This window comes from Nocardia thailandica NBRC 100428 (assembly GCF_000308795.1).
GTDB lineage: Bacteria > Actinomycetota > Actinomycetes > Mycobacteriales > Mycobacteriaceae > Nocardia > Nocardia thailandica.
The window spans coordinates 19,303-38,317 of sequence record NZ_BAGK01000095.1 but is presented as its reverse complement, the minus strand read 5'-3'; the positions used below and the strand labels follow the sequence as shown (position 1 = coordinate 38,317).

19 protein-coding genes are annotated in these 19,015 nt (G+C 73.9%); 4 read left to right on the top strand and 15 right to left on the bottom strand.

Annotation, left to right across the window (positions count from 1 at the left end):
* Positions 1-26: 26 nt before the first annotated feature.
* The 10 genes from ON36_RS09885 to ON36_RS09840 all read right to left on the bottom strand — a co-directional run bounded on the left by ON36_RS09885 (position 27) and on the right by ON36_RS09840 (position 11,653).
* Positions 27-1,256 carry a serine hydrolase domain-containing protein gene (locus ON36_RS09885; RefSeq protein ID WP_043650661.1) on the bottom strand — a complete coding sequence of 410 codons (1,230 nt, stop codon included), beginning with the start codon at positions 1,254-1,256 and terminating at the stop codon, positions 27-29.
* 174 nt (positions 1,257-1,430) lie between these two features.
* Positions 1,431-1,934 (bottom strand): arginine repressor, encoded by a 504-nt coding sequence (locus ON36_RS09880; RefSeq protein ID WP_043650659.1) that lies wholly within the window; start codon positions 1,932-1,934, stop codon positions 1,431-1,433.
* Between the two features lie 34 nt (positions 1,935-1,968).
* Positions 1,969-2,907, bottom strand: a complete 939-nt coding sequence (argF, locus tag ON36_RS09875) for an ornithine carbamoyltransferase (protein WP_043650658.1) — start codon at positions 2,905-2,907, stop codon at positions 1,969-1,971.
* Positions 2,904-4,106, bottom strand: a complete 1,203-nt coding sequence (locus tag ON36_RS09870; protein ID WP_043650656.1) for an acetylornithine transaminase — start codon at positions 4,104-4,106, stop codon at positions 2,904-2,906. Before ON36_RS09870 ends, argF begins: the two co-directional genes overlap by 4 nt.
* Positions 4,103-4,987 (bottom strand): acetylglutamate kinase, encoded by an 885-nt coding sequence (gene argB / locus ON36_RS09865; protein ID WP_043650654.1) that lies wholly within the window; start codon positions 4,985-4,987, stop codon positions 4,103-4,105. The genes ON36_RS09870 and argB overlap by 4 nt, the downstream gene beginning before the upstream one ends.
* Complete coding sequence (gene argJ / locus ON36_RS09860; protein WP_043650652.1) at positions 4,984-6,204, bottom strand: bifunctional glutamate N-acetyltransferase/amino-acid acetyltransferase ArgJ; 1,221 nt, start codon at positions 6,202-6,204, stop codon at positions 4,984-4,986. The genes argB and argJ overlap by 4 nt, the downstream gene beginning before the upstream one ends.
* Positions 6,201-7,268, bottom strand: a complete 1,068-nt coding sequence (gene argC, locus ON36_RS09855; RefSeq protein ID WP_043650650.1) for an N-acetyl-gamma-glutamyl-phosphate reductase — start codon at positions 7,266-7,268, stop codon at positions 6,201-6,203. The genes argJ and argC overlap by 4 nt, the downstream gene beginning before the upstream one ends.
* A gap of 37 nt (positions 7,269-7,305) precedes the next feature.
* Complete coding sequence (locus tag ON36_RS09850; RefSeq protein ID WP_043650648.1) at positions 7,306-8,538, bottom strand: cation:proton antiporter; 1,233 nt, start codon at positions 8,536-8,538, stop codon at positions 7,306-7,308.
* 53 nt (positions 8,539-8,591) lie between these two features.
* On the bottom strand, positions 8,592-9,569 hold the full coding sequence (locus ON36_RS09845) for an endonuclease/exonuclease/phosphatase family protein (RefSeq protein WP_043650647.1): 978 nt from the start codon (positions 9,567-9,569) through the stop codon (positions 8,592-8,594).
* A gap of 8 nt (positions 9,570-9,577) precedes the next feature.
* Entirely contained in the window at positions 9,578-11,653 is a 2,076-nt protein-coding gene (locus ON36_RS09840; protein ID WP_245558025.1) for an MMPL family transporter, read from the bottom strand.
* A gap of 88 nt (positions 11,654-11,741) precedes the next feature.
* Between ON36_RS09840 and ON36_RS09835 the strand changes: the two genes are divergently transcribed.
* Together ON36_RS09835 and ON36_RS09830 are read left to right on the top strand one after the other, a co-directional pair.
* The gene (locus tag ON36_RS09835; protein ID WP_043650645.1) at positions 11,742-12,236 is read left to right on the top strand and encodes a MarR family winged helix-turn-helix transcriptional regulator; all 495 of its coding nucleotides are present in this window, start codon (positions 11,742-11,744) and stop codon (positions 12,234-12,236) included.
* Between the two features lie 280 nt (positions 12,237-12,516).
* The gene (locus tag ON36_RS09830; RefSeq protein ID WP_043650643.1) at positions 12,517-12,900 is read left to right on the top strand and encodes an SHOCT domain-containing protein; all 384 of its coding nucleotides are present in this window, start codon (positions 12,517-12,519) and stop codon (positions 12,898-12,900) included.
* A gap of 60 nt (positions 12,901-12,960) precedes the next feature.
* On the opposite strand, the gene ON36_RS09825 is transcribed toward ON36_RS09830, so the two are convergent.
* Entirely contained in the window at positions 12,961-13,452 is a 492-nt protein-coding gene (locus ON36_RS09825; RefSeq protein ID WP_043650641.1) for a pyridoxamine 5'-phosphate oxidase family protein, read from the bottom strand.
* A 64-nt stretch (positions 13,453-13,516) separates the two neighbouring features.
* Here ON36_RS09825 and ON36_RS09820 point away from each other — a divergent pair, with 64 nt between their 5' ends.
* Positions 13,517-14,545, top strand: a complete 1,029-nt coding sequence (locus ON36_RS09820) for a helix-turn-helix transcriptional regulator (protein WP_052313820.1) — start codon at positions 13,517-13,519, stop codon at positions 14,543-14,545.
* Here ON36_RS09820 and ON36_RS09815 read toward each other — a convergent pair.
* Positions 14,490-15,584, bottom strand: coding sequence for an FAD-dependent monooxygenase (locus ON36_RS09815; protein ID WP_043650640.1), 1,095 nt, complete (start codon positions 15,582-15,584; stop codon positions 14,490-14,492). The two genes, ON36_RS09820 and ON36_RS09815, sit on opposite strands and share 56 nt — an antisense overlap.
* A gap of 100 nt (positions 15,585-15,684) precedes the next feature.
* Here ON36_RS09815 and ON36_RS09810 point away from each other — a divergent pair, with 100 nt between their 5' ends.
* Positions 15,685-16,227 carry a TetR/AcrR family transcriptional regulator gene (locus tag ON36_RS09810; protein ID WP_043650639.1) on the top strand — a complete coding sequence of 181 codons (543 nt, stop codon included), beginning with the start codon at positions 15,685-15,687 and terminating at the stop codon, positions 16,225-16,227.
* Here the strand turns inward: ON36_RS09810 and ON36_RS09805 are convergent.
* From ON36_RS09805 to ON36_RS09795, 3 genes are read right to left on the bottom strand one after another with little or no spacing between them, the layout of a single operon-like run.
* Positions 16,218-17,207 (bottom strand): NAD-dependent epimerase/dehydratase family protein, encoded by a 990-nt coding sequence (locus ON36_RS09805; protein ID WP_043650638.1) that lies wholly within the window; start codon positions 17,205-17,207, stop codon positions 16,218-16,220. The genes ON36_RS09810 and ON36_RS09805 overlap by 10 nt on opposite strands.
* The gene (locus ON36_RS09800) at positions 17,204-18,382 is read right to left on the bottom strand and encodes an NADH:flavin oxidoreductase (protein ID WP_043650637.1); all 1,179 of its coding nucleotides are present in this window, start codon (positions 18,380-18,382) and stop codon (positions 17,204-17,206) included. The genes ON36_RS09805 and ON36_RS09800 overlap by 4 nt, the downstream gene beginning before the upstream one ends.
* Complete coding sequence (locus ON36_RS09795; protein WP_043650635.1) at positions 18,379-18,960, bottom strand: TetR family transcriptional regulator; 582 nt, start codon at positions 18,958-18,960, stop codon at positions 18,379-18,381. The genes ON36_RS09800 and ON36_RS09795 overlap by 4 nt, the downstream gene beginning before the upstream one ends.
* Positions 18,961-19,015: the final 55 nt, after the last annotated feature.

Below are 19,015 nucleotides of genomic sequence, written 5' to 3'. Positions count from 1 at the left end.
TCAATGAGTCCGAATGGGTCCTCCGGTCAGCCCGCCTTGGGCAGGTCCCTCGGCTCGCCCGCGGCCGCCGCCCCGCGGACCGCCGCCGGCAGGAGCCCGAACAGGACGAACTGATCGCGCGGCAGCCGGGCGACCTCGGGCGCCCAGTTGTGGACGAAGCCGACCGCCAGCCCGGAATCGGGGTCGGCCCAACCGCCGGAACCGACGAAACCGATGTGGCCGAAGCTGTTCGGCGCGCCCGGCACCGGGAAGGAGTGATAGCCCAGGCGCCAGCCCATGGGCAGCAGCATGTTGCGGTCGGGCAGCCAGGTCTGGACCCGGCTCATGGCGCGGACCCGGGGGCGCGACAGCAACGGCGACTCCGAGGCGATGGCGGCGAAGACCGCGCCGACGGCGCGGGCGGTGAACACGCCGTTGGCGCCGGGCAGCTCGCCGCGCAGGATGGCCGGGTCGGGACCGTGGGAGAGGCGTTCGATGCCGTCGGTGTAGATCGCGCGCAGGAAGCCGGCGCCGGGGATCGGGGTGCGCGCGCCGAGCCGGAAGACGGTGTCGGCCGAGGGGATACCGAAGGGAGTCGCCGAGCCGAAGGACTCGGCCAGCGCCACGCCCGCTCCGGGGGCGGGCGCGCCGAGCCCGAGCCCGTCGCCGATGCCGAGCGGTTCGGCGAGCTCGGTGCGGTACAGCTCGGCCATCCCCCGCCCGGTCACCCCGCGCGCGATCCCGCCGATCAGGGTGCCGAAGGAGATCGCGTGGTAGGCGGGGATCCCGCGGAACCGGTCGGGCGCGGCGGCGGCGAGCCGGTCCTCGAGGAGCCGGTGATCGGCGAGGTCGTCCACGCTGCGGGCGAATTCGCCGATCCGCGACAGGCCGGCGCGGTGGCTCAGCGCCTCGGCCACGGTGATGGTCGATTTCCCGTTCGCCCCGAATTCCGGCCAGTAATCGGCGACGGGAGCGGCGTAATCGATCAATCCCCGCCCGGCGAGCACGTGCAGCACGGTCGAGGTGATGCCCTTGGAGGTCGAATACGACAGCGCCGCGTGATTCTCCCGCCACGGCACGGTCCCCGCCGCGTCCGCCCAGCCGCACCAGACGTCGACCACGGGGCGCCCGTGGTGGTAGACCGACAGGGCCCCGCCACCGCGTCCCCCCGCGAACAGACGCGCGAACCGGTCGATCAGTTCCCGGTAGTGCGGCGCGGCGGTCCCCCGCACCTCGGGCACCGGCCCGTTCGACAGTCCCGGCAGCGGCCATTCCATTCGCACAGCGATTCCCTCACACGTCCCCGTTGACAGCAGAATGTCGACGCTACCGGCGCGACGGGCCGAAGAGAACCGCGACCGGGCGAGAATCGTGTTCGGCGACAACAATTCTCGTTTCCGACGAATTTTGCCGCCGAGATGTTGTCACCCGGAATGAACCCACGGATCCGATCAGGCGAGTTCTTCGATGCGGGCGGCGAGTTCGGCGCCGGTCAGCGGCTCCCGTGCGATGACGGCGATGGTGTCGTCGCCGGCGATCGTGCCGACCACGTACGGCAGTGCGGCGCGGTCGAGGGCGCTGGCGAGGAAGTGCGCGGCGCCCGGCGGCGTGCGCAGGACGGCGATGTTGCCGGACGCGTCGGTGGACACGAGCAGGTCGCCGAGCAGCTTGGACAGCCGGCCGGTACCGCCGGTGACACCGCGGACCGGGCTGCCGTCCTCGGGGACGACGTAGACCCCGGCGCCGCCGTCGGCGGCGCGCAGCTTCACGGCGCCGAGTTCGTCCAGGTCACGGGAGAGGGTGGCCTGGGTGGTCTCGATGCCCTCGGCGGCCAGCAGCGCGGCCAGTTCGGTCTGGCTGCGGACCGGGTGCGCCGAGAGCAGCTCGACGATGCGGGACTGGCGGCCGGCGCGGGTGCGGGCGATGGCGGGCGAGCCCTTGGCGGGTTCACTCATGATCGCCGCCCCGCGCCGGCCGGTCGTCGGGGAATCACGCAGCGGCCCGCTTCGCCAGCAGCCACACCAGCAGCGCCTTCTGGGCGTGCAGGCGGTTCTCGGCCTCGTCCCAGACCACGCTGTGCGGGCCGTCGAGCACCTCGTCGGTGATCTCCTCGCCGCGATGGGCGGGCAGGCAGTGCAGCACGATGGCCTCCGGGTCGGCGTGCGCGAGCAGCTCGGCGTCGACCCGGAACGGCACGAACGGGGCGACGCGGTCCAGGCCGTCGTTCTCCTGGCCCATGGAGGTCCACGTATCGGTCACCAGCACGTCCGCGCCGGTGGCGCCGGCGACGGGATCGTCGGTGACCGCGATCTTGGCACCGGTCTCCGCCGCCCGCTTGCCCGCCGCCTCGAGGATCCACGGCAGCGGCTCGAAACCGGCCGGGGCCGCGATGGTCACGTTGATCCCGGCGGTGACGCCGCCCAGCAGCAGCGAGTGCGCCATGTTGTTGGCGCCGTCGGCGAAGTAGGTCAGGTTCAGCCCGGCCAGGCGGCCCTTGCGTTCGGCGATGGTCTGCAGGTCGGCGAGCACCTGGCAGGGGTGGAACTCGTTGGACAGCGCGTTGACCACGGGAACCGTCGCGGTGGCGGCCATCTCGTCGAGGCGGCTCTGCTCGAAGGTGCGCCACACGACGGCGTCGACGTAGCGCGAGAGCACGCGGCCGGTGTCGCCGAGGGTCTCCTCGCGGCCCAGCTGGGTGTCGCGGCCGTCGACGACGACCGCGTGCCCGCCGAGCTGGGCGATGCCGAGCTCGAAGGAGAACCGGGTGCGGGTGGAGTTCTTCTCGAAGATCACCCCGACCCCGCGCGGCCCCTCCAGCGGGCGGTGCGCGAACGGCGCGGCCTTCAGTTCCGCGGCGAGGGCGAGGATCTCGGCCTGCTCGGCCTGGGTGATGTCGTCGTCGCGCAGGAAGTGGCGCAGCTCGGTCACTTCTCGGCTCCCTTCGCGTCGGCGGCCGCCGCGTCGAGGATGCCGGGCAGGTCGGCGACGAAGTTGTCGGCCTGGGTCTCGGTGAGGATGAGCGGCGGCGCGAGCCGGATGACGTCCGGCTTGGCCGGGTTCACCAGATAGCCCGCCGCCCTGGCCCGTTCGTCGACCTGGGCGGCGATGGGGTTGCGCAGCACGATGCCGATGAGCAGGCCCGCGCCCCGCACGTGGTCGATCTCGGGGTGCTCGAGCAGGGCGATGCCGTCGCTGAGCTTCTTGCCCACCCATTCGACGTGCGGGAGCAGGTTCTCGCTGTCGATGGTGCGCAGCACGGCCAGCGCCGCGGCCGCGCAGACCGGGTTGCCGCCGAAGGTGGTGCCGTGCAGGCCGGGGGTGAGCAGGTCGGCGGCGCGGCCCTGGGCCAGCACGGCGCCGATCGGCAGGCCGCCGCCGAGGCCCTTGGCCAGGGTGATGGCGTCGGGGACGATGCCCGCGGCCTGGTGGGCGTAGAAGGTGCCGGTGCGGCCGATGCCGGTCTGCACCTCGTCCAGGATCAGCAGGGCGCCCGCCTTGGTGGTGATGTCGCGGGCCTTGGCCAGGTAGTCGAACGGCGGGACGACGACGCCGCTCTCGCCCATGATCGGTTCGAGGAACACCGCGGCGGTGTCGGTGTCGACCGCGGCGGCCAGGGCGGCGGCGTCGCCGTAGGGGACGTGCACGACGCCGGGCGGCATCGGCTCGAACGGCGCCCGCTTGGCGGCCTGGCCGGTGAGGGCGAGCGCGCCCATGGTCCGGCCGTGGAACGCCTCCTCGGCGGCGACGATCTTGGTGCGGCCGGTGAGCCGGGCGATCTTGAACGCGGCCTCGTTCGCCTCGGTGCCGGAGTTGCAGAAGAACGCCCGGCCCTCGCCGTCGCCGAAGTGGGCGAGCAGCTTCTCGGCCAGCTCGACGGCGGGCTCGCTGAGGTAGAGGTTCGAGGTGTGCCCGAGGGTGCCCAGCTGCTGGGTGACCGCCTCCAGGATCGCCGGGTGGGCGTGGCCGAGGCTGTTGACCGCGATGCCGCCGAGGAAGTCGACGTACCGCTTGCCGTCGGCGTCGTAGAGCACCGCGCCCGCGCCGCGCGCCAGCGCCACCTTCGGCGTGCCGTAGTTGTTCATCATCGCAGCGGACCACCGCTGCTGGAGCTTCTCTACTTCACTCACGGTTTCACCATCGTTCCGATTCCCTCGCCGGTGAACAGTTCCAGCAGTACCGAATGCGGCACGCGACCGTCGATCACGTGCGCGCTCGGCACGCCGCCCTGCACGGCGCGTAAGCAGGCTTCCATCTTGGGCACCATGCCCGCATCCAGACCGGGCAGCAACTCCGCCAGCGCGGCGGCGTCGATCTCGCTGGTCAGCGAGGACCGGTCCGGCCAGTTCGTGTACAGGCCCTCCACGTCGGTGAGCACGACCAGTTTCTCGGCGCCGATGCCCTCGGCCAGCGCGGCCGCGGCGGTGTCGGCGTTGATGTTGTGCACCACGCCGTCGGCGTCGGGCGCGATGGTCGAGACCACCGGGATGCGGCCCGCGTCGATGAGGTCGAGTACCGCACCGGGATTCACCTCGGTGACGTCACCGACCAGGCCGATGTCGGTGGCCTCGCCGTCGACGGTCACGGTGCGCCGGGTCGCGGTGAACAGGTGCGCGTCCTCCCCGGAGATGCCGACCGCGTACGGGCCGTGGGCGTTGATCAGGCCGACGAGTTCGCGGCCGACCTGGCCGAAGAGCACCATGCGGACCACGTCCATCACCTCGGGGGTGGTGACGCGGAAACCGCCGCGGAACTCGCCCGCCATCCCGAGCCGCTTCAGCATGGCGTTGATCTGCGGGCCGCCGCCGTGCACCACGACCGGGTGCACGCCGACGGTGCGCAGGAAGGCCATGTCGGCGGCGAAGGCGGCCTTGAGCTCGTCGTCGATCATGGCGTTGCCGCCGTACTTCACGACGACGACCTTGTCGCGGAACTTCTGCAGCCAGGGCAGGGCGTCGGCGAGGACGTGGGCCTTGTCCAGGGCGCTGAGGCTGTGCACGGCGCTGCTCATGAGCTGTAGGCCGAGTTCTCTTCGACGTAGTCGTGCGAGAGGTCGGTGGTGCGCACCATGGCCTCGCCGTCACCGACGTTGAGCTCGATGAGCACGGCGATGTCCTCCCCCGACAGGTCGACCTCGCGCGCGCCCGGCGCCCCGACACTGTCCACACACACCGGATTCCCGTTGAACGACACCGCGATCCGGTTCGGGTCAAGGGTGACCGGGGCGATGCCCACCGCGGCGAGCACGCGGCCCCAGTTGGGATCGGAGCCGAACAGCGCGGTCTTGACCAGGCTGTCGCGGGCCACCGCGCGGGCGACGGTGAGCGCCTCGTCCTCGGTGGCCGCGCCGGTCACGGTGATCTCCACCCGCTTGGTGACGCCCTCGGCGTCGGCCATGAGCTGGGCGGCCAGGTCGTCGCACACCGCGAAGACCGCGGCCTCGAGCTCGTCCTGGGTCGGGGTGACCTCGCTGGCGCCGTTGGCCAGCAACAGCACGGTGTCGTTGGTGGAGCAGGAGCCGTCGACGTCGAGGCGGTCGAAGGTGTACTTCGTGGCCTTGCGCAGGGCGGCGTCGAGCTGTTCGGGGGTGGCCACGGCGTCGGTGGTGAGCACGACGAGCATGGTGGCCAGCGACGGGGCGAGCATGCCCGCGCCCTTGGCCATGCCGCCGACGTTCCACTTGCCCTCGGCGTGGAAGGCCGCCTCCTTGGGCACGGTGTCGGTGGTCATGATGGCGTGCGCGGCGTCCGCGCCGCCGGACAGCCCGCCCGCCATCTCGTGCACGATCTCGGTGATGCCCGGCAGCAGCTTGTCCATGGGCAGCCGGTCACCGATGAGACCCGTGGAGCAGACCGCGATCTCGCCCGCGCCGGTCTCGGTGCCCCAGTTGCTCAGCGCCTCGGCCAGCTTCTCGGCGGTGGCGTGGGTGTCCTGGAAACCGCCCGGACCGGTACAGGCGTTCGCGCCGCCGGAGTTCAGGACGACCGCGCGCAGCCTGCCGGTCTTCAGGACCTGCTGCGACCACAGCACCGGCGCGGCCTTGACCTGGTTGCTGGTGAACACGCCCGCCGCGGCGTACTCCGGGCCCTCGTTGAAGACCAGCGCCAGGTCGGGCTTGCCGCTGGCCTTGATCCCGGCGGCGATGCCCGCGGCGCGGAAGCCCAGCGGGGCGGTCACGCCCTGGGAGCGCACGAGCTTGCCGTCGGCGGGGAGCTGGGGGGAAGTCACGGGGCCACTCCTACGGTGGAAAGTCCGGCGGTCTCGTCGAAGCCGACGGCCAGGTTCATCGATTGCACCGCGGCGCCCGCGGTGCCCTTGGTCAGGTTGTCGATCGCGCCGATCACGACCAGCAGGCCCGCGTCGGCGTCCACGGCCACCTGCAGGGTGACCGCGTTGGAGCCGAGTACCGAAGCGGTCTGCGGCAGTTGGCCCTCGGGCAGCAGGTGCACGAAGGGCTCGTCGGCGTAGGCCTTCTCGTAGACCGCGCGGGCCTGGGCGGCGTCGACCTTCACCGGGGCGGTGCAGGTGGCCAGGATGCCGCGCGGCATCGGGGCGAGCACGGGGGTGAACGACACCGAGACGTCCACGCCGCCCGCGGCTTTCAGGTTCTGCGCGATCTCGGGGGTGTGCCGGTGGGCGCCCGCGATGCCGTAGGCGCGCGAGTTGCCCATGGTCTCGGAGCCGAGCAGGGCGACGTCGAGCTTGCGGCCCGCGCCGGAGGTGCCGCTCACCGCGACGACCTGCACGCTGGGCTCGACGATGCCCGCGGCGATCGCGGGGGCCAGCGCCAGGCTGGACACCGTCGGGTAGCAGCCGGGCACGGCGATCCGCCGCGCGCCGGTCAGCCGGTCGCGCCCGCCGGGCAGTTCGGGCAGGCCGTAGGGCCAGCTGCCCGCGTGCGGGGTGCCGTAGTACTTCTCCCAGGCGGCGGGGTCGGTCAGCCGGTAGTCGGCGCCGCAGTCGATGATCACCGTGGACTCGGGCAGCGCGGCGGCGATGGCCGCGGACTGGCCGTGCGGCAGGCCGAGGAACACGATGTCGTGCCCGGCCAGCTCCTCGACCGTGGTCGGGGCCAGCACCCGGTCCGCCAGGGGCAGCAGGTGCGGCTGGAGTTCGCCCAGCGGGGTGCCCGCGTTGGACCCGGCGGTCAGCGCCCCGATCTCGAGGCGCCCGGTTCGGTATTCCGGATGGCCCAGCAGCAGGCGCAGCACCTCACCACCGGCGTACCCGCTCGCACCTGCCACCGCCACCCGCAGCGCGGATCCCGAAGACTTCCCGGACGCATCAACCATGTGATGATTATGCACGACTGTGCAATCTCATTCATAGTCACCCCGCGGATCCGGCCCGCTCCCCGCGCGGCCCGCCCAGCAGCCGGGCGCACAGGGGGAACACCAGAACCGTCGCCGCACCGGCCGCCACCAGCACCGATGCCGTCGCGCCGGACATCAGGCCGGTCGAGACCGCCACCTGGGTGACCGCGACGATGATGGGCAGGCCGGTCGCCGCATACAGCGCCAGCTGCGCGCGCTCGCGCGGCGCCGCGAGGTTCTGCCCGTGCTGGACGAACCGCTCGGACAACCAGACCGGCAACCCGCGGGCCACCGCGATCGCCAGCACGAACGAGACCCACAGCACCGGCTCGGCCGCGACCGCCGCCGGGTCGATCCCCATGCCCGAGACCACGAAGAACACCGGGATGAGCAACCCGTAGCCGATGGTCTCCAGCTGCTCGTCGACCCGCGGGTGCCCGGCGGCGATGAGCCGACGCAGCACCATGCCCGCCGCGAAGGCGCCCAGCACCACGTCCAGGTCGAAGCGCTCGGCCACCACCATCAGCACCAGCAGCAGCAGGATCGCGCCGCGCACCGGCAGCTGCGAGGTGCCGCCGTCCATGCGGGCCAGGGCGGCGCCCAGATCGGGGACGCGGCCGAACAGGCGCAGCGGGACGAGGCCGACCAGCAGGGCGGCCACCACGAACAGCACGAGCACGATCACCGCCGCGCCGACGTCGCGGCTGCTCAGCAGCACCGACATGGCCACGATGGGCCCGAGCTCGCCGACCGCGCCGTGCGCGAGGACCGCCCGGCCCAGCGGGGTGTCCAGGAGCCCGGCCTGTTTGACGATGGGCAGCAGGGTGCCGAGGGCGGTCGAGGTCATCGCGATGGCCACGGCGACGTGCCCGGTGATCGATTCGCCCGGACCGACCAGCGTGACCAGCGCGAAGGCGAAGACCAGCCCGGCCAGCCACACCGCCGACGCGACCCGCCCGGAGCGGCCGCGCAGCAGCGCCGGGTCGAGTTCGTAGCCCGCGAGCAGGAACAGCATGCCGAGGCCGAGTTCCTCGATGAGGTCGACGCCGCCGTCGGCGTTCGCCCAGCCCAGCGCGTGCGGGCCGAGCGCCATCCCGGCGACCAGCAGGATCACCACGTCCGGGACGAAGCCGCGCAGCGCCCGGGCCAGCAGCGGCGCCGCCACCGCGACGAGCGCGATCCAGAACAGCGACACGATGGCCGACGGTTCCGTGTCGGCGGCGGCGTCGGCACCGGCGAGCAGTTCCATGCGCTGATGCTGACACGCCCGGCCCCGCGCTCACGGGTGCCGCGCGGGCCGGGTCACTCGCGCGGCGGGGTCAGCCACAGCTCGGCGACCAGGGCGCGGTGGTCGGCGCCGGGCAGCGCCACGGTGCGCACGGCGTCGGCCCGCCCGTGGGTCAGCAGGATGTGGTCGAGGGCGGCGAGCGGCGGGTAGGGCTTGTCGGTGGGGTAGGTCGGGGCGAAGCCCGCGCCCGCCTGCTCGGCGGCGTCGTGGAAGGCGGGGCCGAGCAGGGCGCGGAAGGCGCGGTGATCGCGGGTGGCGTTGAAGTCGCCGCCCACGACGGCGGGCCGATCGGGCGGCGCGGCGGCCAGCAGCGCGCCGAGCCGGTCGAGTTCCCCGGCCCAGACGCCGGTGTCGTAGACCGGCGGCACCGGATGCAGGGCGAAGACCGAGACCGGCCCGAGGCCCGGGACGGTCGCGGTCGCGGCGAGCTGGTTGAGCACGTAGCCGTCGAACTCGGTCGGGCCGGTGAGCGGATACGCGCTCCAGATCCCGGTGCCCGAGGCTGTTCGACCCGGCGAGAGGTGGCGATGCGGCAGCGCGCGGTCGAGGCCGGCCTCGGTGAGGGCACGGGCCATGTCGCGGGTCAGCTCGTTCACCGTGAGCAGGTCGACCCCGCGCTCGCGGACCTCGCGGACCACGGCCGCCGGGTCCGCGCCGTCGAACAGGAGGTTCGCCTGCATCACCGTCACGCGCACCCCGTCGCCCGCCGCCGCGTCCGCGACGTACAGCGGGACCTGCGTACCGATCCCGGCCACGGCGACCACCGCCGCCACCGCCGCGCCGACGCGGTGACCGCAGGCGGCGAACAGCACCGCGCCCGCCGCGCCGCCGAGGACGAGCACCGGCACGGCCACGGTCGCCGCGACCAGCGGGAACCATGGGAAGGGGTTGACGTACAGGGCGATACCGAGGACGCCCGCGGCGGTGGCACCCGCGGCGAGCACGCGCGCCACCCGCCGGAGTGCCGGGGCGGGAAGGGAGATCGGTCGCATCCCCCCACTCAACCAGCCGGCGGCGCGTCGGCCCCGATCCGTGCCGGCCACCACACCCGGTCGCCGAGGAGCGCGAACAGGGCGGGCACGACCAGGGTCCGCACCACGAAGGTGTCGAGCAGGATGCCGACGCCGACGACGATGCCCAGCTGGGTCAGGGTGATCAGCGGCAGGACGCCCAGCACGCAGAACACCGCGGCCAGCACGACGCCCGCGCTGGTGATGACGGCGCCGGTGGAGGCGACGGCGCGGACCATCCCGCGGACGGTGCCGTGCGCGGCGGCCTCTTCGCGGGCGCGGGTCACCAGGAAGATGGTGTAGTCGACGCCCAGCGCGACCAGGAACAGGAAGCCGTAGAGCGGCACGCCCGTGTCCAGCGCCGGGAACCCGAAGACGTGCGCGCTGATCCAGCTGCCCGCGCCGAGGGCCGCCAGCGCGCTGAGCACGGTGACGCCGACCAGCAGCAGCGCCGCGGGCACCGCGCGCAACAGGATCAGCAGGACCACCAGCACGACGGCCAGCACCAGCGGGATGATCAGCAGCTGGTCGCGGCGCGCGGCGTCGCGGATGTCGAGGGCCTCGGCGTCGGAGCCGCCGACGAGCGCGTCCGCGCCGGGCACCGTGGCCAGCGCCGACCGGATGTCGCCGATCGTGGTGAAGGCCTCCGCCGAGGCGGGCGGGGCCGCGAGCACCACCGACCAGCGGGTCGTCCCCGCCGGGGAGGTGCCGGTCGGCGTGGCCCGCACCACGCCGGGGACCGTCTCCAGGGCGGCTCGCACCGCGCCGGACGCCGCGGTGTTCGCGACCACCTCGGCCGGATCGGACGAGCCGGAGGGGAAGTGGGCGGCCAGGGTGTCGAGGCCGTCGACGGATTCGGCGCGGACCCGGAACTGCTCGGTCTGCGAGAGCCCGATCGCGGTGGTGGCCAGCCCGGTCGCGAAGACCGCCAGCACCGCGACGGCGGCCCCGGCCACCACCAGCGGGCGGCGCACCACCCGTTCTGCCACCGTGGCCCACGCGCCGCTCGCGGCGGGATCGACGCCGTCGGCGCGGGGCACGAAGGGCCAGAACACCTTCCGGCCGCACAGCGCGAGGGCGGGCGGCAGCGCGACCAGGACGAAGACCAGGGCGACCAGCAGCCCGGCCGCGGCGAAGGCGCCGAGGGCCCGGGTGTTGGGCAGGGTGCCGAGCAGCAGCGTCAGCAGGGCGAGCACCACGGTGACGTTGCTGGCCAGCACCGCCGGGCCCGCCCGGCGCACGGCCGCGCGCAGGGCGTCGCGGTGGTCGTCGTGGCGGTGCAGCTCGTCGCGGTACCGCGAGACCAGCAGCAGCGCGTAGTTGGTGCCCGCGCCGAAGACGAGGACGCTGGTGATCCCGGAGGTCGAGCCGTCGAAGGACAGCCCGGTCGGCCCGGACAGCAGGGTGCCGACGGAGGTGGCGACGCGGTCGGCGAGCGCGACCACGGTCAGCGGCACCAGCCACAGCACCGGCGAGCGATAGGTGACGATGAGCAGCACCATCACCACCAGCGCGGTCACCAGCAGCAGCAGCGTGTCGGCCCCGGAGAACGAGTCGGCGATGTCGGCGCCGAAGGCGGGCCCGCCGGTGATCTGGAGGGTCAGCCCGGCGGGCGCGCCGGTCGCGACGGCGGCGCGGAGTTCGGCGACGCGGTCGGTCAGGGCCAGCCCGTCCAGGTCGGCGGCCAGCGGGATCCGGCCGAGGGCGGCGCGGCCGTCGGCGGCGTCGGTCAGGTCGGGCGGCGCGCCCGCGCGAGTCAGGGCCGCGGCGGCCGCGGCGCGGTCGTCGACGGCCAGCGGGGCGCCGTCGGCCCGGCTGACGACCAGGATGGCGACCGCGGTCCCGGCGTCCGGGAAGGTGCCGAGTTCGGCCGCGGCGCGCGCGGATTCGGCGGTGACCGGCAGCGAGTCGGGCGCCCGGCCCGCGCTGTCGTTGCCGCCCGCCACGCCCATGATCGCCGACGCGGCGAGCGCCACCGCCACCAGCAGCACCCACGATCGCCGTCCGCTGACCACGCGCGCGAAGCGTTCCCATGCCGCATCCGCGCCCCATCGAGTCCGAGTCACGCCCCGAACTATTTCAGAAACTTAACTAATAGGCAACCCCGGTTCGCCCTGGGGCTAGGCTCTGACCCGGACGGACAGGAGGGCACGGGTGGACGAGGGCACGGCGGACCGGGCGGCACTCGAGACGGGTATCGCCCGCGACCTGCGCGCGCTGTCGGCGGTCTCGGAGCAGATCGGGCACGCGTTCGCCCGGTCGCACGATCTGCGCCCCAACGACTTCCGCGCGCTGGTCCACATCGCCACCGCCGAGGCCGAGGGCGCGCCGCTCACCGCGGGCGGGCTGAGCAGGCTGATGGGCATCTCCGCCCCGGCGGTCACCTACCTCGTCGAGCGGATGATCGAGGCCGGATATCTGGCGCGCGTCCCCGACGCCACCGACCGCCGCCGCGCGCACCTGCGCTACACCGACCACGGCAGCCGGGCCGCGGGCGGCTTCTTCGGCCCGCTCGGCAGCCGCACCCGCGCGGCCATGGCCGACCTGCCGGACACCGATCTGGCCGCCGCGCACCGGGTCCTGCTGGCGGTCATCGCGGCGCTGCGCGACTTCCACGCCGAACTGCCCGGCACACCCGCCCCCGACTGATTCCTCCCGCGCCGGGGTCGGGGCCGCTCGTTCGCCCGGCGTCGGCGGCTCGCCTCGCCGAACCGCTCCGCCGCTTCGACCGGGACGCGGAGCACGCCGCGACCAATGAGCGTGAGCGCGGCGGCGGATACCGCGCGGGCTCGCGTCGGTACACACTCGCCAGGGTCAGGTGCGGCGCGGATAACTCGCGCGCGCCCCGTCGTGTCGTCGATCCACCACCCATAGGCGTGCTTATCGTGAGTTTCCCGGCACATCCGCCTCGAGTGAGGAGCACAAGGTCATGTGGGATTCGTTCTGGGACGTCGTGTGGACGACACTGCTCATCTTCGCCTTCGTCGCCTACCTGATGATCCTCTACACCATTCTTGTCGACCTGTTCTGGCAGGACCACAAGACCAAGGGCTGGGTGAAGGCGGTGTGGGTGGTCTTCCTGATCATCTTCCCGTTCCTGACCGCACTGGTGTACCTGATCGCCCGGGGTGGCGGCATGGCCGAACGGGCCAGGGCCCGCGCGGTCAAGGACAAGCAGCAGGCCGACGAGTACATCCGCGAGACCGCGGGCCGCTCGCCCGCGCAGGAGATCGCCGACGCCAAGAAGCTGCTGGCCGACGGCAGCATCACCGAGCAGGAGTACGCGGCGCTCAAGGCGCGCGCGCTGAGCTGAGCGCGCCCATCCACCCGCTCCGCCCGCGGCCGGTCCTCCGGCCGCGGGCGGAGAAGTCTCTCAGTGCTTGCGCACCACCGTCTCCCCCCGCCCGGGCTTCCACACGGTGATGTCGAGGTGGTCGCCGACGACCTCGACCGTGGAGGCGCCGGTGAGGTCGGCGACGTAGAAGTGGGCGAATGTCTCCCCGCGCAGGTCCATCCCGCTGTCGTCGAACAGCTTCTGCGCGAAACGCGCGTGGACCCGCTCGTCACGCAGGTCGGTGACCGCGCCGAACAGCTTCGCGTCGCCGTCGGTGACCTGCGTGTCCACCGTGGCGGTGTGCAGGCAGAACCTCGGGTCGCGGGCGAGGTCGTGGAACTTGCGGGTGTCGGGCATGCCGGCCAGGACCAGCATGTCCTCGAAGATCACCGGCTCGATCGGGCTGATCCGCGGCGACCCGTCGGCCCGGACGGTGCCGAGCAGGCACAGGTTGCCGGTGGCGGCGTGCCTGCGCAGGAACAGCGCGCTGATGGTGGGTGCTTCGGCGGCGAACTCGCTCCAGGTGGTCATACCCGCGACGGTACGGCCGAACCTTGTCATCGCCTGTCAGGTTTTCCCGGCTAGTCTTCCCGGCATGCGAGCGAGCAGGCTGGTACACCTGCTGCTCCTGCTCCAGACCAGGGGCCGGGTGACGGCGCCGGAGCTGGCACGGGAGCTGGAGGTGTCGGTGCGGACGGTGTACCGCGACGTGGAAGCGCTGTCGGCGGCGGGCGTCCCGGTCTACAGCGAGCCCGGCCGCGCGGGCGGGGTGCGGCTCGTCGACGGCTATCGCACGCGCCTGACCGGCCTGACCTCCGAGGAGGCCGACGCGGTGCTGCTGGCCGGATCACCCGGCGCGGCGGCCGATCTGGGGCTCGGCACCGTGCTGGCCACGGCCCAGCTCAAGCTGCTGGCCGCGCTGCCGCCGGAACTGCGCGGCCGCGCCAGCCGCATCGCCGAGCGGGTGCACACCGACATGCCGGGCTGGTTCCACCGCACCGAGGAGACGCCCGCACTGGCCGTCCTCGCCGACGCGCTGTGGCACGACCGCCGCGTCGCGGTGGGATACCAGCGCGGCGACCGGGTCGTGGAGCGGGTGCTCGACCCGATCGGCCTGGTCGCCAAGGCGGGGACCTGGTACCTCGTCGCCCGCGCGGGCGAGGACGTCCGCTCCTACCGGGTCGGCCGGATCCGCACCGCGACCGCCACCGGGGAGACCTTCACCCGCCCGGCGGGTTTCGACCTCGCGGCGCACTGGGAACGCTCGGCGGAGGTGTTCGCCCGCTCGATCCTGCGGGTGGAGGCCCGCTGCCGGATCACCGCCGCGCGCCTGGGCCTGCTGCGGCTCATGAACGATCCGGTGGCGGTGGCCGACGCCCTGGCCGGCGCCGGCGAGCCCGACGCCGAGGGCCGGGTGGAGGTGACGGTGGCGGGCGAATCCTGGGAGATCCTCGCGCACGCGCTGCTGCCGCTCGGCGAACATCTCGAGGTGCTCGGGCCGCCGGAACTGCGGACGCGGATGGCGGACACCGCCGCCGCCATGGCGGCGCTGTACGGGCGCGGGCCCGTCACCGCCAGTCGAGGATCGGGGCCAGGGCGCGAAGCTGGGCCGACGCCGGGGTGAGGCGCGCCAGGGCGGTCCGCAGGCCGACCAGGGCGGGGTTGGACCACTGTGCGACCGCGCCGACGCGCGCGGAGCGCGCGGCGATCCGCTGGGTGCGGGGCCTGCGCTCGCGGTCGTAGGCGGCGAGGCCGCCGGGTTCCCCCGCCCGTCGTGCCAGGACGACCGCGTCCTCGAGGGCCTGGCAGGCGCCCTGGCCGAGGTCGGGCGTCATGGCGTGGGCGGCGTCGCCGAGCAGGGCGACGCGTCCCGCGACATAGCGCGGCAGGCGGGGCAGGTCGTAGATGTCGTTGTGCAGGAAGGTCGTCCGCCCGGCCTCGGCCAGCAGCGCGGGAATCGGCTCGTACCAGTCCGCGAAGCGCGCGGCCACCTCGGCGGGCGTGGCCCGGCTGCCCTCGGCGGCGTCGTAGACCGCGAAGCAGTAGACGCGCCCGTCGGCCAGCGGGGCCGTGCCGAACCGCGCGCCCCTCCCCCACGTCTCGCCGAATTCGCGGATCGGCACGGGCGGGTCGACCACCGCACGCCACGCCGTGTACCCGGCGTAGCGGGGCTCGACCCGGCCGCACACCGCCTCGCGGACGCGGCTGCGGATGCCGTCGGCGCCCACCACGAGATCGGCCGTCTCCGTGCCCCCGTCGTGCTCCACGGTGCCGTCCGGCCGCACCGCGCGCACGGTCACCCCGGTCCGCACCGCGCCGTCGGGCACCGCGCCGCGCAGGATGTCGAGCAGGTCGGCCCGGTGCAGGATCACCGGCAGCCCGAACCGCTCGCGCACCGCGGCGACGTCGGCACGCGTGAGCCACCCGCCGCGCGGCGCGCGCACCCCGGCCGAGAGCTCGCGCAGCGATCGGGCGCGCACGGCGTCGCCGATCCCGAGTTCGTCCAGGGCGTGTACCGCGTTGGACCACAGCGAGATCCCCGCGCCCACCTCGCCGAGCGCGGGCGCCCGCTCGAGGACGCGGACCTCCCAGCCGCGCCTGCCCAGTGCCACCGCCGCCGCCAGGCCGCCGATGCCGCCGCCGACCACCACCGCTGTCGCCATCCGTCCGCTCCTCCGCTCGCCGTCGCCGTGACGCTACTACAGCCGTAGTGCCGAGACACTACGGCTGTAGTGAAGGTCACTACGGCTGTAGTATCGCGGCGTGAGTACCCGACGCGAGACCGTGCTGGACGCGGCGATCGATCTGCTGGGCGCCCGCGGGTCGCGCGCGCTGACCCACCGTGCGGTCGACGAGGCCGCGGGCGTCCCGGCGGGCTCGTCGTCGAACTACTTCCGGACGCGCGAGGCCCTGCTGCTCGGCATCGCCGAGCGCCTCGAGGAACGCGACCGCCTCGACTGGGCCGCCCGCGACGGGGCACCGACCGACCCCGCCGCCCTCGTCGACGCCCTGGCCTGGTTCGTCACCCGCGCCGTCGGGCCCGACCGCGCCCGCACCCGCGCCCGCCTCGCCCTGCTGAGCGAGGGCGGCGCGACCCCCTCGGTCGCCGAGGCGGTCCTGCGCGGGCACCACCGCCTGCGCGCGGCCGCCACCGACCTGGCCACCGCCGCGGGACTCGCCGCCGAGGACGCCCCCGTCCTCGTCGACTACCTCGACGGGCTCGTCGTCCACCTGCTCCCGGGCGGCACCGCGGACCCGCGTCCGGGCATCCGGCGCCTGGTCGGCGCGCTGCTGGCTCAGCCCTGACCGGCGGGCGCGGCGAACATCGCGCGCACCGAATCCGCCGTCGGCCGCCAGGTCAGGCCGAAGTCGGCGAGGGTGGCCGAGTCGTCGGTCGGGGTCGCGGCGGTGAGCAGCCAGGCCGCCTCGTAGCCGAAGGCGGCGTCGATGTCGAACCAGCGGCCCGCCGCGTCGGCGGCGCGGCCCATCCCCCGGAAGACCGAGGGGCGCACCGGGATCCGGCGGATGCGCGTGCCGGACGCGTCGGCGAGCAGGTCGATCGCGCGGTCGAAGCCGACCTGGTGGCCGCCGCAGAGATAGCGGCGCGGCCCCCGGCCGGGACGCATGACCGCGGCGTGCACCTCGGCCACGTCGCGGACGTCGATCATGGCCATGCCGCCGTCCAGGCGCGGGGCGAACCCGGTGCGCAGCATGGTGTTCCAGCCGCGCTCGGTGATGCCGCGCGTGCCCGCCAGGCCGGGACCGATCACGCTGGAGGGGTAGGTGATCACCACCGGCGCCCCGGCCCGCTGGAGGGCGCGCGCCATCCGGTCGGCCGCGGACTTGGTGCGCCCGTAGGCGCTACGCCCGGGCGCGGTCGGGCTGTCGGGGGTCATGACCGGGTCGGGGCACGGGAACAGCGCGCTGTAGCTGGCCACGTGCACGATGGGGTCGAGCCCGGCCAGCGCCGCCCTGGCGAGGATCTCGGCGGTGGCGTCGACGTTGACCTGCCACATGAGCGCTTCGCGCTTGTCGTCGGTGGCGACGATGCCCGCCGCGTGCAGCACCGCCGAGCAGCCGTCGAGCAGCGCGGTGATCGTGGCGCTGTCGCACACGTCGCCGCGCACCACGGTGATCCGCTCGCGGTGCGCCGCGAAGTCGGGCCACCACCGCTGCAGGGACTCGGCCGGGTGGACGAGCAGGGCGATCTCGTGCCCGTCGGCGAGCAGCCGGGCGACGGTGGGCGCGCCGAGGTACCCGGTGCCGCCGGTGACCGCGATCCTCACGGGCGCACCCCGCCCGCGATCGGCAGCACGCAGCGCGTGCCGGTGTAGATGGTCGGCATGCACTCGTTGCAGTGGGTGCACACCGAGGTGGTGCCGACCTCGGCCCGGATCCGGTTCGGCAGATCCGGTTCGCACAGCAGCGCCCGTCCCATCGCGGCGAATTCGAAGCCCTCGGACCGGGCCAGCGCCAGGCCCGCGTGGTCGGTGATGCCGCCGAGCAGCACCAGCGGCATGCGCAGCGCGGCGCGGAACTGCCGGGCCCGCTCGAGCAGATAGCCGGGACGGTACGGATATTCGCGCAGGAACACCGGCCCGGCGACACGCATGCCCGCGCGCATCGGCTGCGGGAACATCCGCGCGAACGACCGGCGCGGCGCGTCGCCGTGGAAGTAGAGCATCGGGTTGAGCAGGGAACTGCCCGCGGTGAGTTCGAGGGCGTCGAGGGTGCCGTCGGCCTCGAGCCACCGGGCGACCTGCACCGATTCCGCCGGGCGCAGGCCCCCGGCGACGCCGTCGTCCATGTTGAGCTTGGCCAGGACGGCCAGCCTGCCGCCCACCGCCTCGGCCACCGCCTCGGCGATCTCCCTGGCCAGGCGCGCCCGGTTGGCGAGCGAGCCGCCGTAGCCGTCGCGGCGGCGGTTGAGCAGCGGGCTCAGGAAGGCGCTGACCAGGTAGTTGTGCCCGAAATGGATTTCCACGGCGTCGAATCCGGCCTCCTCGGCGTGCCGGGCGGCGCGCGCGTGCGCGGCGACCAGCCCGGCGATGTCGGCGGCGTCCGGCTTGCGTGTCATCCGCATGCCGAGCGGCGAGAACAGCCGGCTCGGCGAGAGCGCGGGCTCGCGGTTGGAGGCCGCGTTGGCGACCGGGCCCGCGTGGCCGATCTGGGCCGAGACCGCGGCGCCCTCGGCGTGCACGGCGTCGGTGAGCCTGCGCAGGCCCGGCACGGCCTCCGGGCGCATCCAGATCTGGTGCCGGTCGGTGCGGCCGCCGGGCGCGACCGCGCAGTAGGCGACCGTCGACATGCCGACGCCGCCCGCGGCCATGGCGCGGTGGAACTCGATCAGCTCGTCGGTGACCAGCGCGTCGGGGGTGCGGCCCTCGAAGGTCGCGGCCTTGATCAGCCTGTTGCGCAGGGTGATCGGGCCCAGGCGGGCGGGCGAGAAGATATCGGTCATCGTGCACTCTCTCCAGTGAGTCCGGCCAGAACGAAGTCGCGCAGGGTCGCCACGGTGGCCGCCGACGGCGCGCGGCCCGCCCCGAACCGCAGGAGCAGGATCTCGAAGGCGAGCATCCAGCGCCGCCCCGCCTCGGCCGGTTCCAGCTCGGGCAGGAACCGCAGCCACGGCTCGAGCCGGAACCAGTCACCACGCCAGACGACCTCGTCGCCGCCGAGCACCAGCTCCGCGAGCAGCCGCAGGTAGAGCCGCCCGCGCGGGTCGGCCGCCAGCTCGGTCAGCGGTTCGATGACCGCGTCGACCACCTCGGCGGGCTCGGCGTCGCGATGGGCGGCGGCGCCGAGCCGCTCGGCCCACAGCGGCGCGAGACGATCCTCGAGCAGGGCCGCGACCAGGGCCTCCTTGCTGCCGAAGTGGTAGTGCACCGCCGCCGGATTCGCCTCGGCCGCGGTGCACACCGCCCGCACCGACACCTCCGCCGACGGCTGCGTGAGCAGCAGGTCCTCGGCCGCGGCGAGCAGGCGCTCGCGGGTGGCCGCCGAGCGGGTGTCGCGGCCGCGGGTTCCGTTCGATCCCATACAGGGAGGGAACCAGATTTCAATCAGTGTTTCAATCACTGTTTGAAAATTGACC